Origin of the sequence: Streptomyces umbrinus (assembly GCF_030817415.1) — a bacterium.
Classification (GTDB): Bacteria; Actinomycetota; Actinomycetes; order Streptomycetales; family Streptomycetaceae; genus Streptomyces; species Streptomyces umbrinus_A.
Genome location: NZ_JAUSZI010000002.1, coordinates 4,167,260 through 4,181,954 on the forward strand (window position 1 = coordinate 4,167,260; position 14,695 = coordinate 4,181,954).

The 14,695-nt window shown below is 69.8% G+C and carries 12 protein-coding genes; all 12 read right to left on the minus strand.

The genetic code is table 11. The features are described 5' to 3' along the window. Window positions 1–105: 105 nt before the first annotated feature. Window positions 106–1,359, minus strand: a complete 1,254-nt coding sequence (gene glyA / locus QF035_RS18160) for a serine hydroxymethyltransferase (protein WP_307521408.1) — start codon at window positions 1,357–1,359, stop codon at window positions 106–108. 116 nt (window positions 1,360–1,475) lie between these two features. After that, window positions 1,476–2,156, minus strand: coding sequence for an arsenate reductase/protein-tyrosine-phosphatase family protein (locus QF035_RS18165; RefSeq protein ID WP_373466174.1), 681 nt, complete (start codon window positions 2,154–2,156; stop codon window positions 1,476–1,478). Beyond that, the gene (locus QF035_RS18170; RefSeq protein ID WP_055614410.1) at window positions 2,153–2,800 is read right to left on the minus strand and encodes an L-threonylcarbamoyladenylate synthase; all 648 of its coding nucleotides are present in this window, start codon (window positions 2,798–2,800) and stop codon (window positions 2,153–2,155) included. Before QF035_RS18170 ends, QF035_RS18165 begins: the two co-directional genes overlap by 4 nt. 84 nt (window positions 2,801–2,884) lie before the next feature. Continuing rightward, a complete protein-coding gene (prmC, locus tag QF035_RS18175; RefSeq protein WP_055614409.1) occupies window positions 2,885–3,730 on the minus strand; it encodes a peptide chain release factor N(5)-glutamine methyltransferase in 846 nt (281 codons plus the stop codon). Between the two features lie 70 nt (window positions 3,731–3,800). Beyond that, window positions 3,801–4,877 carry a peptide chain release factor 1 gene (gene prfA, locus QF035_RS18180; protein WP_143636225.1) on the minus strand — a complete coding sequence of 359 codons (1,077 nt, stop codon included), beginning with the start codon at window positions 4,875–4,877 and terminating at the stop codon, window positions 3,801–3,803. A 134-nt stretch (window positions 4,878–5,011) separates the two neighbouring features. Beyond that, window positions 5,012–5,239, minus strand: a complete 228-nt coding sequence (gene rpmE, locus QF035_RS18185) for a 50S ribosomal protein L31 (RefSeq protein WP_307521409.1) — start codon at window positions 5,237–5,239, stop codon at window positions 5,012–5,014. A 276-nt stretch (window positions 5,240–5,515) separates the two neighbouring features. After that, entirely contained in the window at window positions 5,516–6,649 is a 1,134-nt protein-coding gene (locus tag QF035_RS18190) for an LCP family protein (RefSeq protein WP_307521410.1), read from the minus strand. Between the two features lie 391 nt (window positions 6,650–7,040). After that, window positions 7,041–9,077: a transcription termination factor Rho gene (gene rho, locus QF035_RS18195; protein WP_307521411.1), complete on the minus strand. Its 2,037-nt coding sequence runs from the start codon at window positions 9,075–9,077 to the stop codon at window positions 7,041–7,043. Between the two features lie 385 nt (window positions 9,078–9,462). Further along, window positions 9,463–10,380, minus strand: coding sequence for a homoserine kinase (gene thrB, locus QF035_RS18200; RefSeq protein WP_307521412.1), 918 nt, complete (start codon window positions 10,378–10,380; stop codon window positions 9,463–9,465). A gap of 398 nt (window positions 10,381–10,778) precedes the next feature. Beyond that, window positions 10,779–11,837: a threonine synthase gene (gene thrC / locus QF035_RS18205; RefSeq protein ID WP_307521413.1), complete on the minus strand. Its 1,059-nt coding sequence runs from the start codon at window positions 11,835–11,837 to the stop codon at window positions 10,779–10,781. Between the two features lie 6 nt (window positions 11,838–11,843). Continuing rightward, window positions 11,844–13,142, minus strand: coding sequence for a homoserine dehydrogenase (locus QF035_RS18210; RefSeq protein WP_307531208.1), 1,299 nt, complete (start codon window positions 13,140–13,142; stop codon window positions 11,844–11,846). A gap of 160 nt (window positions 13,143–13,302) precedes the next feature. Next, window positions 13,303–14,694 carry a diaminopimelate decarboxylase gene (lysA, locus tag QF035_RS18215; protein WP_307521414.1) on the minus strand — a complete coding sequence of 464 codons (1,392 nt, stop codon included), beginning with the start codon at window positions 14,692–14,694 and terminating at the stop codon, window positions 13,303–13,305. Window position 14,695: the final 1 nt, after the last annotated feature.

Sequence of the window (14,695 nt, forward strand, 5' to 3'; positions counted from 1 at the left end):
TGGCCATCTCAGCCCCACACCCTAGCTTCGTGCGCATACGGTTGGGGACTTCCGGGTAGAGCCGATGGTTGCACGAGTGGCTGTGCACCGGTGATCGTCCACCCCTCACTGGGCGGGATAGGGCGGAAATCTTCCGGTCAGATCCCGCACTTCTTCACGCACTCCACGCCCGGCGGACTCGTCCCGCAGGGCCGTCGCGAACAGCACCGCGATGCGTGCGGTCTCGGCCTCGCCCATCCCCTGAGTGGTCAGGGCGGCCGTGCCCAGACGCAGTCCTCGCACGTCGGGATGGGGCAGGGCACAGGTGTCGAGGACCATTCCGGCGGCTGCGAGACGGCCGCGGGCGGTGCGGCCGTCCACCCCGAGCGGTGCCGGGTCGACGGTGAGCAGATGGGTGTCGGTGCCGCCGGTGGTGACCGCGAGTCCCTCGGCGGCCAGGCCCTGCGCCAGTACCCGCGCATTCGCCACCACCTGATGGGCGTACGCGGTGAACGCCGGTGTTGCCGCCTCGCCGAACGCGACGGCCTTGGCGGCGATGGTGTGCATCTGCGCGCCGCCCTGTGTGAAGGGGAACACCGCCCGGTCCACCCGCTCGGCCAGTTCGCTCCCGCACAGCAGCATGCCGCCACGCGGGCCGCGCAGCACCTTGTGCGTGGTCGCGCACACCACATCGGCGTACGGGACCGGACTGGGCGCCGCTCCCCCGGCGACGAGCCCGATCGGATGGGCGGCGTCCGCGATGAGATAGGCCCCGACCTCGTCCGCGACCTCGCGGAAGGCGGCGTAGTCGATGTGCCGGGGATACGAGATCGACCCGCACACGATGGCCTTCGGCCGGTGCGTACGGGCCAGGGTGCGCACCTGCTCGTGGTCGATGAGCCCGCTCTCGGGGTCGACGCCGTAGCCGACGAAGTCGAACCAGCGGCCGGAGAAGTTCGCGGGCGACCCGTGCGTGAGGTGGCCGCCGTGCGGCAGACCCATCGCGAGGACGGTGTCTCCCGGACGCAGCAGGGCGGCGTACGCGGCCAGGACGGCCGAACTCCCGGAGTGGGACTGCACGTTGGCGTGATCGGCGCCGAACAGGGCCTTGGCGCGCTCCACGGCGATGCGCTCGGCCACGTCGACGATCTCGCAGCCGCCGTGGTGCCGGGCGCCGGGATATCCCTCGGCGTACTTGTTCGCGAGCGGCGAGCCCAGCGCCGCCAGCACGGCCGGCGAGGTGAAGTTCTCGGCGGCGATGAGCTGCAGCGTCGTCGACTGCCGCGCCAGCTCTCCAAGCAGGATCTCGGCCAGCTCCGGATCCTGCCGGCCGAGCACGTCGACCGACAGCGGACCTTCAAGCGTGTGTGCGACCGGCATGGCGGACTCCGGACCTCGACGGGGGGGGACGCTAAGTCCAATGTAGAACCGTGACCCCTGCTGCGCCCGGTGTTACGCCCGAGCGGGGCCCCTCCTTGACACGTCTCTCGCCCGGGTCAGGCGCGTGCGGGCACACCCGTCAACGCCGTGACCACCGGATCCAGCGCCTGATTGATCTCATCGCCCACTGACCGGAAGAACGGGAGAGGGGCGCCGTACGGGTCGTACACCTCGTCCGCCTCCGCTGTCGGGGCCAGGAGCCACCCGCGTAGAGCCGCTGCCGCGCGGACCAGGGCTCGGGCGCGTTCGACCATGCCGTCGTCCAGGGGAGGGAGGGTGGCGGGGTCTATGGCGCGGACCAGGCGGGTGAACTCCTTCAGGGTGAAGGTGCGCAGGCCCGCCGAGTGGCCCATGGAGATGACCTGGGCGCGGTGGTCGCGGGTGGCCGTGAGGACGAGGTCCGCCCTGATGACGTGCTCGTCCAGCAGCTCACGGCCGACGAAGCCGGAGGCGTCCGCGCCGAAGTCCGCGAGGACCGCCTCCGCGTTGGCCTCCATGGGCGCGCCCTCATGACCCCAGGTACCGGCGCTCTCCACGATCAGGCCGCCCCACAGGGGGTCGCCGAGCCGGTCCGCCAGGGCATGACGGGTCAGCCGCTCGGTGATCGGCGAGCGGCACACATTGCCGGTGCTGACGTGGAGGATGCGAAAAGAGGAGTCCCCCGAGGCCCCGTCGCCGTAAGCCCCCGTGTACCCCGTCCCCGTCCCTATGCCACGCCCCGCGTCAGGGGCTGTCAATTCGCCACCTCGAGGTCGGGGACGACCTTGCGCAGCTCCTCCGCGGACAGGGCTCCCGCCCGCAGGAGCACCGGCACCTTGCCCGTGACGTCGACGATCGACGACGGGACGTTGCCGGGGGTCGGCCCGCCGTCCAGGTACACGGAGACGGAGTCGCCGAGCATCTCCTGCGCGGCGTCACAGTCCTCGGGAGCCGGGTGGCCGGTCAGGTTCGCGGAGGAGACGGCCATCGGACCGACCTCGGTCAGCAGCTCGATGGCGACCGGGTGCAGCGGCATACGTACGGCGACCGTGCCACGGGTGTCGCCCAGGTCCCACTGGAGGGACGGCTGGTGCTTGGCGACGAGCGTGAGCGCGCCCGGCCAGAACGCGTCGACGAGCTCCCACGCCATCTCGGAGAAGTCGGTGACCAGGCCGTGCAGCGTGTTCGGGGAGCCGATGAGGACGGGCGTGGGCATGTTCCGGCCGCGGCCCTTGGCCTCCAGCAGGTCGGTCACGGCCTCCGAGCTGAACGCGTCGGCGCCGATCCCGTACACGGTGTCGGTCGGCAGCACCACGAGCTCGCCGCGGCGGACGGCGGACGCGGCCTCGCGCAGACCCGTCGAGCGGTCGGTCGCGTCGTTGGTGTCGTATCGCCGTGCCATATCAGCAAGCCTCCTCGAACACGCGGGCCCCGTTGGCCGCGCATCTAACGATTTCCACGTCGTCCACGCAAGAAGTCGCCGCTGTCATGGCGTCGCCCTGCGGGCGGTCGCGAACCGCGGCCGGTTGTTGAGGTCGGGATGGTCCGCGGCGTCGGCCCAGCCCCGCTCCTCCGTGAAGATCCACGGCACCTGCCCGCCCTGGGTGTCGGCGTGCTCGATGACGACGACACCGCCGGGCCGCAGCAGCCGGTGCGCGGTGCGCTCCAGACCGCGGATGAGGTCGAGACCGTCCTCCCCCGAGAACAGGGCGAGTTCGGGATCGTAGTCCCGGGCCTCCGGAGCGACGTACTCCCATTCGGTCAGCGGGATGTACGGCGGGTTGGAGATGACGAGGTCGACCTGGCCGTCGAGGTCGCGGAACGCGTCCAGGGCGTTGCCCTGCCGCAGGTCGACCCTGGATCCCTCGACGTTCTTACGGGTCCACCGCAGGGCATCCTCGGACAGTTCGACGGCGTGGACGCGCGAGCGGGGCACCTCCTGCGCGAGGGCGAGCGCGATCGCGCCCGAGCCGGTGCACAGGTCGACGATCAGCGGCTCGACGACGTCCATCGCGCGGACGGCGTCTATGGCCCAGCCGACCACGGACTCCGTCTCGGGCCGGGGCACGAACACGCCCGGCCCGACCTGGAGTTCCAGATAGCGGAAGTAGGCCCGCCCGGTGATGTGCTGGAGCGGCTCGCGGGCCTCGCGGCGCGCGATCACCTCCCAGTACCGGGCGTCGAAGTCCGCGTCCTTGACGGTGTGCAGCTCGCCCCGCTTCACGCCGTGCACGAACGCGGCGAGTTCCTCGGCGTCGTTGCGCGGCGAGGGCACGCCGGCGTCGGCCAGCCGCTGGGTGGCCTGGGCCACTTCCGCGAGCAGCAGGTTCACGCTGGTCCTCCGGGAGCTGTGCTGTTGTCCGTCGAGCGGATGTGTACTGCGCTGTGTACTTGTACGTGCCCTACGCCGCGGCGAGCTTGGCGGCCGAGTCCGCGTCGACGCACGCCTGGATCACCGCGTCCAGATCACCGTCGAGCACCTGGTCCAAGTTGTACGCCTTGAAGCCGACCCGGTGGTCCGAGATGCGGTTCTCCGGGAAGTTGTACGTACGGATCTTCTCGGAGCGGTCGACGGTACGGACCTGGCTGCGGCGGGCGTCCGCGGCCTTGCTCTCCGCCTCCTCCTGCGCCGCGGCCAGCAGCCTGGAGCGCAGGATACGCATCGCCTGCTCCTTGTTCTGCAGCTGGCTCTTCTCGTTCTGGCAGGAGGCAACGACTCCGGTGGGAATGTGCGTGATGCGCACGGCGGAGTCGGTCGTGTTGACGGACTGGCCGCCGGGACCGGAGGAGCGGTAGACGTCGATCCGCAGGTCGTTCGCGAGGATCTCGACGTCGACCTCCTCGGCCTCGGGCGTGACGAGCACACCGGCGGCGGAGGTGTGGATACGGCCCTGCGACTCGGTCGAGGGCACCCGCTGCACGCGGTGCACCCCGCCCTCGTACTTCATCCGGGCCCAGACCCCCTGGCCGGGCTCGGTGGCGCCCTGGCCGCCCTTGGTCTTCACGGCGACCTGGACGTCCTTGTAGCCGCCCAGCTCGGACTCGGTGGAGTCGATGATCTCGGTCTTCCAGCCGACGCGCTCGGCGTACCGGAGATACATGCGCAGCAGGTCACCGGCGAACAGGGCCGACTCGTCGCCGCCCGCTCCCGCCTTGATCTCCAGGATGACGTCCTTGTCGTCGCTGGGGTCGCGCGGGACGAGGAGCAGCCGCAGCTTCTCCGTCAGTTCCTCGCGCTGCTTCTCCAGCTCCTTGACCTCGGCCGCGAAGTCCGGGTCGTCGGCGACGAACTCCTTCGCCGTCTCGATGTCGTCCCCGGTCTGCTTCCAGGAGCGGTACGTCGCGACGATCGGGGTGAGCTCGGCGTAGCGCTTGTTGAGCTTGCGCGCGTTGGCCTGGTCGGCGTGGACCGACGGGTCAGCGAGCTTCTTCTCCAGATCGGCGTGCTCGCCGATCAGTTCCTCGACCGCCTCGAACATCTCCGGCTCCAATGGGCTGTCCCCCGCTCCATGACGGGCGCGGGACGTAGGTACGACGAATGGGGGCTGCACCGCAAAGCGCCGGTCCCAGCGCCCCCTGGACGGAGGCACCGAAGACCGGCGCTGTGGGCTCGCTACTTGTTGTCAGCGGCAGCCTTGGCCTTGCCGAAGCGGGCCTCGAAGCGGGCCACGCGGCCACCGGTGTCGAGGATCTTCTGCTTGCCCGTGTAGAACGGGTGGCACTCGGAGCAGACCTCGGCGCGGACGGCGCCGCTGGAGATCGTGCTGCGGGTGGTGAACGACGCGCCACAGGTGCAGCTGACCTGCGTCTCGACGTACTCGGGGTGGATGTCGCGCTTCAAGGTGTCTCCTAGTTTCGGGAGGGCGCCGGGTCGCTGCCGCGGGCTGCGGAGCGTGAACCGGGGCCGACGTACCAGTCTGCCAGGACTGGGGCCATCCCCCAAAACCGGGGGTTCGCGTTGTGTATTCCCCGCGGGCCCGGTGGGGGCTTGGCGCGCAGTTCCCCGCGCCCCCAAAAGACGAAAGGCAGGGGCGCAGCCCCGCCTTTCAGGGGCGCGGGGAACTGCGCGAGCGACCCCCACCGGGCCCGCAGCCAATCAACCGCCCCAGCGGAGCGCCTAGCTCACAACACCCTTCGCCGCACCCGTCGCCGCCCCCTTGGTCGCCGACTTAGGGATCGGGCGGTCGTTCTTCAGGGCGTCCCAGACCTGCTGGGACTTGGCCTTGAGGACGAGGACACGGTTGCCGTCGGCCGGGTCGTACTGGACCGGCATCGTCACCATGTTCATGTTCGAGGGGCTGATGCCCTTGAGGCCGTTGGCGAACGAGGCCAGGTCCTTGACCGTGTCGAGGTCGGTGTCGGTGGTGACGGTCTTGGTCGCGGTGTCGGCGAGGTCGAACAGCTTCTTCGGGCTGGTCAGCACTCCGATGTCCTTGACCTGCTCGACCAGGGCCTTGATGAACGCCTGCTGGAGCTGGATCCGGCCGAGGTCGGAGCCGTCGCCGACACCGTGCCTGGTGCGGACCAGACCGAGCGCCTGCTTGCCGGTGAGCTGGTGCGTGCCGGCCTTGAGATCGAGGTGGCTCTCCTCGTCCCGGATGCTCTTGGTCGTGGTGACCTCCACGCCGCCGAGTTCGTCGATGAGCTTCTGGAAACCGCTGAAGTCGACCTCGATGTAGTGGTCCATGCGGATGCCGGTCATCGACTCGACGGTCTTCACGGCACAGGCGGCGCCGCCGGTCGAGTACGCGGAGTTGAACATCACCTGGGACCCGGCGTCGTGCTCGACGCCCTTGCTGTCGGTGCACTCGGGCCGGTCCACGAGGGTGTCACGGGGTATGGAGACCACGCTGGCCTTCTTGTGGCCCTCGTAGACGTGCACGATCATCGCGGTGTCCGAGCGGGCACTGCCGTCGTCGACGCCGCCGCCCAGCTCCTTGTTGCCGCCGGAGCGGGTGTCGGAGCCGAGTACGAGGATGTCCTGCGAGCCGTTGTCGACGTCCAGGGGCCGGTCGGTGCCGAGTGCCTGGTTGATGTCGACGCTCTTGATGTTGTCGTTGAGCTTGAAGTACATGAACCCGAGGCCGGTACCGCCCAGCACGACGACGCCCGCGGCGGCCCAGGCCGTGATGACGAGCGCCTTGTGGCGCGTACTCCGCGGCTTGCGGCGGCTGCCCTTGCCGCGGCGGCGCGGGGCGCTCGAACCGGAATCCTCCGGTGTGCCGGGTTCCGGCATGCTCTCGGCAGACATGTGCTCCTCAGTCCTCGTACGTTCGGTTACCCCCTGCAGTCAGGGTCAGGCGTGGTCATCTGCCGCGACGTCTCTGTCAGGACCCGTCCGGTCAGACGTTGAAACCGGAAAAAGGGTTGCACGACGCGCTGTGACCGCGCTGTGGATCAATGAGCACGCTGTGTGAAGGTCGGGACGGACCGTCGAGCGCTCACCTGGGCTTTCGATGGCGGACGGCGTGCTTCCGCGAGCACGTGGCGCTCCTCACATCTGTGGCGAAGGTCTCTTCACAGCCCATTTCACCGGGGCTCCTGCAACTCGAAAAGGCCCACGCAAAGGCCCACGCGAAGGGCCACCCCGTTACGTACACGGGGTGGCCCTTCGCGGTACCGGCATGGCCGGCCGTGCTGCCTCAGTCGTTGCCGTTGCCCGGCATCGGCGTCGTCTTCTGGATCTGCAGCAGGAACTCGGCGTTCGACTTCGTCTGCTTCATCTTGTCCAGCAGCAGCTCGATCGCCTGCTGCTGGTCGAGCGCGTGCAGCACGCGGCGCAGCTTCCAGGTGATGGCGAGCTCGTCGCTGCCGAGCAGCAGCTCTTCCTTACGGGTACCGGACGCGTCGACGTCCACCGCCGGGAAGACGCGCTTGTCGGCGAGCTTCCGGTCGAGCTTGAGCTCGGCGTTGCCGGTGCCCTTGAACTCCTCGAAGATGACCTCGTCCATGCGCGAGCCGGTGTCGACGAGCGCGGTGGCCAGGATGGTCAGCGAGCCGCCGTCCTCGATGTTGCGCGCGGCACCGAAGAAGCGCTTCGGCGGGTAGAGCGCGGTCGAGTCGACACCACCGGACAGGATGCGGCCGGAGGCCGGGGCGGCAAGGTTGTACGCACGGCCCAGGCGCGTGATCGAGTCGAGCAGTACGACGACGTCGTGACCCAGCTCAACCAGGCGCTTCGCACGCTCGATGGCGAGCTCGGCGACCGTGGTGTGGTCCTCGGCCGGACGGTCGAAGGTCGAGGAGATGACCTCGCCCTTCACCGACCGCTGCATGTCGGTGACCTCTTCCGGACGCTCGTCGACCAGGACGACCATCAGGTGGCACTCGGGGTTGTTGTGCGTGATCGCGTTGGCGATCGCCTGCATGATCATGGTCTTGCCGGTCTTCGGCGGGGCCACGATCAGACCGCGCTGGCCCTTACCGATCGGCGCGACGAGGTCGATGATGCGGGTGGTCAGCACGCCCGGGTCGGTCTCCAGACGGAGCCGGTCCTGCGGGTAAAGGGGCGTCAGCTTGTTGAACTCCGGGCGGCCGCGGCCGGATTCGGCAGCCATGCCGTTCGCGGAGTCCAGGCGGACCAGCGCGTTGAACTTCTCGCGGCGCTCGCCGTCCTTGGGCTGACGGACCGCACCGGTGACGTGGTCACCCTTGCGCAGACCGTTCTTGCGGACCTGGGCGAGGGAGACGTACACGTCGTTCGGGCCGGGCAGGTAGCCCGACGTACGAATGAACGCGTAGTTGTCGAGGATGTCCAGAATTCCCGCGACGGGAATCAGGACGTCGTCGTCGGCGACCTGCGGCTCGTTGGGGCCGAACTCGTCGCGGCCACGCCGGCCACGGCGGTCCCGGTAACGACCGCGGCGGCCGCGGCGGCCACCCTCGAAGTCGTCGTCGTCCTGGGGCCCGTTGTCACGCTGACGGTCCTGGCGGTCCTGACGGCCGCCGCCCTGCTGCTGGCCGCCCTGACGGTCCTGGCGCTGCTGGTTGCCGCCGCCCTGGCCACCCTGGCCGCCCTGCTGCTCGTCGCCCTTGCCACGGCGGTCGCGGTCGCCGCGGCCTCCGCGGTCACGGTCGCCGCGCTCGCCACGGTCACGGCGGTCGCGGCGGCCCTGACGGCCCTCGCCACCGTCACCGGCGTCGCCCTTGGCCTCGCCCTGGGACTGGGCGGGCGTCTCGGCCTTCGGCTCGCTCTTCGCCTCGGCTGTGACCGTCTCGGGGCTGCCGGCCTCGGAGGTCGCGCGGCGCCGGCGGCGCTCGGCCGGGGCGTCGTCACTCGCGGGCTGGCCGGGGATCTCGATCTGCTGCTGTGCCACGGCCTTCTCGGCCTTGGCCTCCGCCTTCTTGTCGGCGGGAGCGGCGTCGTCGCCCGTACGGGCCTTCGAGGTGGCCCGGCGCTTCGGCTTGGTCTCGGTGGCGGTCTCGGCCTTGGCCGGAGCACCCCCGCCCGCCTGCGCCTCCTTGATGACCTCGATCAGCTGGCTCTTGCGCATCCGCGCGGTGCCCCTGATGCCGAGGCCGGATGCGACCTGCTGCAGCTCGGCCAGCACCATGCCCTCGAGGCCGGTACCGCGGCGCCGACGGGAGCCGGCACCGGTGGCAGGCGCGGAGGCGTCCGTGGCGGGCGCGGCAGCGGTCTCCTCGACACGTGCGCCCATCAGATCGGTGGTGTCGCTCACGAAGGGTCCTTCCCTGGAGCGGACGTCGGCCTGTCTGGCTCGGCGACCGGTTGTGCTGTCCGGCAGTGGTCCTTGCTGTGTGGACCGTGCCGGGGCGGTGGTCCGCCAAAAGGCGGAGGGAATTTCTGGGATGGCGATTCCCGGGGCCGGGGCACTGAGGTTCCGTGTCCATCGGCTCGGTCACGCCGGTTCCGGAGCGTGCTCAGCACCGCTCAGCGCGTAGCACCCAATGCATGGCACAAAGCGATTTGGGGGGCTCCCGGAAGAATGGTTGTCCCGGACGGGGACGTGAAGCACCTCGCCATGGTGGGGTCGGGTGCAGACTTGAGGTTAACACTACCGGATCCAACAAACATTCCCCCTCTCGAAATCCGGCGACCGTGTGTCACGGAGCCAGCGGCAGCACGCTCGCCCCCGTGGCGTCGAGGCCCAGCCGGTTGGCCGCCCAGCCCTCGCCCGCCAGTCGTGCGACCTTGTCGGCCGCGGTGTCGGCGGCGAGCGCGAGCACGGTGGGCCCGGCGCCGGAGATCACCGCGGGAATTCCGTCGGCCCGCAGCCGCTCCACCAGAGCCGCGCTCTCCGGCATGGCCGGGGCGCGGTACTCCTGGTGCAGTCGGTCCTCGGTGGCGGGCAGCAGCAGCTCGGGGCGCCTGGTCAGGGCCTCGACAAGCAGTGCGGCGCGGCCCGCGTTGGCTGCGGCGTCCACATGCGGAACGGCGCGTGGGAGCAGTCCCCGGGCGGTCTCGGTGAGGACCGGTTTCGCCGGTACGAAAACCACCGGAACGATGGAATCGGCGGGTTCCATCCTGATGGCGCGCGCGGATCCGCCCTCCAGCCAGGACAGTGTGAACCCGCCGAGCAGACAGGCCGCGACGTTGTCGGGGTGGCCCTCGATCTCCGTCGCGAGCTCCAGAAGTGCCTCGTCGTCGAGCTTGCTGTCGCCGCCTATGGTCACTGCGCGTGCAGCGACGATGCCCGCGCAGATGGCTGCGGACGAGGAGCCGAGGCCCCTGCCGTGCGGGATGCGGTTGGCGCAGACGATCTCGAGACCGCGCGGCTGTCCGCCGAGCAGATCGAAGGCGGTGCGCAGGGAGCGTACGAGCAGGTGGCTCTCGTCGCGTGGGAGCGTCTCGCTGCCCTCGCCTGCGATGTCGATGTTCAGTCCGGAGTCGGCCACCCGGACGACCACGTCGTCGTACAACCCCAGTGACAGACCGAAGGCGTCGAAGCCCGGGCCGAGGTTGGCACTGGTGGCGGGGACGCGCACCCGGACGGCGGCGGCGCGGAACGCTGGACCGGCCATCGCTCGATGACTCTCCTTGAGCTTGAGCTGCGAGATTCTCGAAATCCTGCGAGACATACGGAAAATGCGGAAGACCCGGAGGCCGCAGGGACGGCGCGGCACCGCGGCATATGCGGCGGGCGGGTTCGGTACAGCCTATCGAAGGAAGGTTCTGTGGCGACATAGGGCGCACAGGAGGCGCACGATGCGTGTCGTAAGCCCCTCGTGCACCCCCCCTTTTTTTCAAAGCTCGGTTCGCCTCCGGGGCGCCAAAGCCTGTGTTGAGAGGCCGAGCGTGCTCGACCCTCCTTCGTCGGGCCTCCGCGCGCTCGGCCTCTCAACACAGGCGCGCCCCTTCGGCTCACTCGCTGTTGGGGGCCCGGCGCTGGTGTGGGGCTATGCCAGGCTGAGCTCCCGTGTTACGCCAGGCCGAGGCGCTCTGCGGCCGTTGCCGCGTCGACCGGGACCGTGACCGGCTGCGGTGCGCCCGCGACGGCCCAGTCGGGGTCCTTGAGGCCGTTTCCGGTCACCGTGCAGACGATGCGCTGGCCCGGGTCGACCTTGCCCTGCTCGGCGGCCTTGAGCAGACCGGCGACCGAGGCCGCGGAGGCGGGCTCCACGAAGACGCCCTCCTGAGCGGCCAACAAGCGGTAGGCGCGCAGGATCTCACGGTCCGTCACCTCGTCGATGAAGCCGCCCGACTCGTCCCGCGCGGCCAGCGCGAACTTCCACGAGGCCGGGTTGCCGATGCGGATCGCGGTGGCGATCGTCGAGGGGTCCTTGACGACCTCGCCGCGCACGATGGGCGCGGAACCGGACGCCTGGAAGCCCCACATGCGCGGGGTCTGCTTGGCGATCCCGTCGGCGGCGTATTCGGTGTACCCCTTCCAGTACGCGGTGATGTTGCCCGCGTTGCCCACCGGAAGGACGTGGATGTCGGGTGCGTCACCCAGCATGTCCACGATCTCGAAGGCGGCGGTCTTCTGCCCCTCGATACGCACCGGGTTCACCGAATTGACCAGCGCCACCGGGTAGTTGTCGGAGAGGCTGCGCGCCAGCGTGAGGCAGTCGTCGAAGTTGCCGTCGACCTGGAGGATCTTCGCGCCGTGCACGAGGGCCTGGCCCATCTTGCCGAGCGCGATCTTGCCCTGCGGTACAAGAACGGCACAGACCATTCCGGCCCGTACGGCATACGCGGCGGCGGACGCCGACGTATTGCCCGTCGAGGCACAGATGACGGCCTTCGCGCCCTCCTCCTTGGCCCGCGTGATGGCCATGGTCATGCCGCGGTCCTTGAAGGACCCGGTGGGGTTGGCACCCTCGACCTTGAGGTGGACCTCGCAGCCCGTGCGCTCGGAGAGCACCTGCGCCGGCACGAGCGGCGTACCGCCCTCGCGCAGCGTCACGACCGGCGTGGTGTCGGATACCGGCAGCCGGTCCCGGTACTCCTCGATGATTCCGCGCCACTGGTGGGTCATTGCTCGTTACTCTCCTTCAACCCGCATGATGCTGGCGACACCCCGCACGGTGTCGAGGTTGCGCAACGCCTCGACTGTCCCGTTGAGGGACGCGTCGGACGCGCGGTGCGTGACGACGACGAGAGAGGCCTCGCCGCCTCCGTCCTGTCGGCCTTGCTGCCGAACGGTATCGATCGAGACACCGTGCTCGGCGAAAACGGTCGCAACCTGGGCGAGAACACCCGGTTTGTCCGCCACATCGAGGCTGATGTGATAGCGGGTCACGACCTCACCCATGGGGCTCACGGGCAGCTGGGTGTACGCCGAGTCGCCGGGCCCGGTCGCGCCGCTGAGCTTGTTGCGACAGACGGCGACGAGGTCGCCGAGAACGGCGGAGGCGGTCGGCGCACCACCGGCGCCCGGCCCGTAGAACATGAGCTGCCCGGCGGCGTCCGACTCGACGAACACGGCGTTGTACGCGCCGCGCACGGAGGCGAGCGGGTGGCTCAGCGGAATCATGGCGGGGTGCACGCGCGCGGTGACCGATCCCCCGTCGGCGGCCCGCTCACAGATGGCGAGCAGCTTGATGGTGCAGCCCATCCGCCTCGCCGAGGCGAAGTCGGCGGCGGTGACCTCGGTCATGCCCTCGCGGTAGACGTCGTCGAGACGCACGCGCGTGTGGAAGGCGATCCCGGCGAGGATGGCGGCCTTGGCGGCGGCGTCGAACCCCTCGACGTCGGCGGTCGGGTCGGCCTCGGCGTACCCCAGGGCGGTGGCCTCGTCGAGGGCCTCCTGGTAGCCGGCCCCCGTGGAGTCCATCTTGTCGAGGATGAAGTTGGTGGTGCCGTTGACGATGCCCAGCACCCGGTTGACCTTGTCGCCGGCGAGGGACTCGCGCAGCGGCCGGATCAGCGGGATGGCACCGGCGACGGCGGCCTCGTAATAGAGGTCCCTGCCCTGCTCCTCGGCGAGGGCGTGCAGCGCGGCACCGTCCTGGGCGAGGAGCGCCTTGTTCGCGGAGACGACGGACGCGCCGTGCTCGAAGGCGGTGGTGATGAGCGTGCGGGCGGGCTCGATACCGCCGATGACCTCGACGACGACGTCGATGTCCCCGCTCTTGACGAGCGCGGTGGCGTCGGTGGTGACGAGGGCGGGGTCGATGCCCTCACGCACCTTGGAGGGCCGGCGTACCGCCACACCCGCAAGTTCGACGGGGGCGCCGATGCGCGCGGCGAGATCGTCGGCGTGCGTCGTCATGATGCGCGCCACCTCTGAGCCGACAACCCCACAGCCCAGCAGCGCCACCTTCAGCGGACGCGTACGCATCATCCGACCTCGTTTCCTCATACCGTCACGGTGGGACCAGTCTCACTCACCGGACGGGGGTTTCTATCCCTCGTCCGGATCGTGAGATGTCTATTTCATTTGTGCGAGGGCGGCAGACGGGAGATCTTCCGCCCTGCTCAGCATTGTGCCGTCATTCCTGTCAGCCGACGTCGAGACGCAGGAGGTCCTCCTCCGTCTCGCGGCGGACGATCACGCGCGCCTCGCCGTCGCGGACCGCGACGACCGGCGGGCGCAGGGCGTGGTTGTAGTTGCTCGCCATCGAGCGGCAGTACGCGCCGGTGGCCGGCACCGCGATGAGGTCGCCGGGCGCGAGGTCGGAGGGCAGGAAGGCGTCCTTCACGACGATGTCGCCGCTCTCGCAGTGCTTGCCGACGACGCGTACGAGCATGGGTTCGGCGTCGCTCGTACGGGAGACGAGCGCGACGCTGTACTCGGCGTCGTACAGCGCGGTGCGGATGTTGTCGGACATGCCGCCGTCGACGGAGACGTACGTGCGCAGTCCTTCGAGGGGCTTGATGGTGCCGACCTCGTAGAGGGTGAGAGCGGTGGGCCCGACGATGGCGCGCCCGGGCTCGACCGAGATCCGGGGCGTCCGCAGCTTGGCGGCCTCGCACTCACGCGTGACGATCTCGCCGAGCGCCTTGGCGATCTCGTGCGGCTCACGCGGGTCGTCGTCGCTGGTGTAGGCGATGCCGAGGCCACCACCGAGGTCGATCTCGGGAAGCTCGACGCCGTGCTCGTCACGGACGGCGGCGAGGAGTGCCACGACACGACGGGCGGCGACTTCGAACCCCGCCATGTCGAAGATCTGCGACCCGATGTGGGAGTGGATGCCGATCAGTTCGAGCCCGTCGAGGGTCAGCGCGCGCCGTACGGCCTCGGCGGCCTGCCCGTCCGCGAGCGCGATGCCGAACTTCTGGTCCTCGTGCGCGGTGGCGATGAACTCGTGCGTGTGGGCCTCGACGCCGACGGTCACCCGGATCTGCACGCGCTGCCGCGTGCCGAGCGACTGCGCGATGTGGGCAACGCGCACGATCTCCTGGAAGGAGTCGAGAACGATCCGCCCGACACCGGCCTCAATGGCCTGAGTGATCTCATCCGTCGACTTGTTGTTGCCGTGGAAGGCGATGCGGTCGGCGGGCATTCCGGCGGAGAGGGCGGTGGTGAGCTCGCCGCCGGAGCAGACGTCGAGGTTCAACCCTTCCTCGTGCAGCCAGCGCACGATGGCTCGGGACAGGAACGCCTTGCCGGCATAGAACACATCGGCGTCGTGCCCGAAGGCGGTACGCCACGCGCGGGCGCGGGCCCGGAAATCGGTCTCGTCGACGAAGTAGGCGGGGGTGCCGAACTCCTCGGCGAGCGCCGCGACGCCGATCCCCCCGACGCTGACCTCACCGGTGTCCGTACGCGTGACGGTCTGGGCCCAGACCTTCGGGTCGAGGGCGTTCAGGTCGGCGGGCGGGGCGGAGTAGTGGCCCTCGGGCCAGACATCAGCGTGACGGGGCCCGGCGGGGTGTGCGGAACGGCTCATG

What these genes read in the sequence shown, in the direction of transcription:
- QF035_RS18190 (WP_307521410.1), bottom strand. Translation starts at nt 6,649, where the DNA reads ATGTCTGCCGAGAGCATGCCGGAACCCGGCACACCGGAGGATTCCGGT.
- thrC (WP_307521413.1), bottom strand. Translation starts at nt 11,837, where the DNA reads ATGACCCACCAGTGGCGCGGAATCATCGAGGAGTACCGGGACCGGCTG.
- lysA (WP_307521414.1), bottom strand. Translation starts at nt 14,694, where the DNA reads ATGAGCCGTTCCGCACACCCCGCCGGGCCCCGTCACGCTGATGTCTGG.
- prfA (WP_143636225.1), bottom strand. Translation starts at nt 4,877, where the DNA reads ATGTTCGAGGCGGTCGAGGAACTGATCGGCGAGCACGCCGATCTGGAG.
- QF035_RS18170 (WP_055614410.1), bottom strand. Translation starts at nt 2,800, where the DNA reads ATGGCACGGCGATACGACACCAACGACGCGACCGACCGCTCGACGGGT.
- QF035_RS18210 (WP_307531208.1), bottom strand. Translation starts at nt 13,142, where the DNA reads ATGCGTACGCGTCCGCTGAAGGTGGCGCTGCTGGGCTGTGGGGTTGTC.
- glyA (WP_307521408.1), bottom strand. Translation starts at nt 1,359, where the DNA reads ATGCCGGTCGCACACACGCTTGAAGGTCCGCTGTCGGTCGACGTGCTC.
- thrB (WP_307521412.1), bottom strand. Translation starts at nt 10,380, where the DNA reads ATGGCCGGTCCAGCGTTCCGCGCCGCCGCCGTCCGGGTGCGCGTCCCC.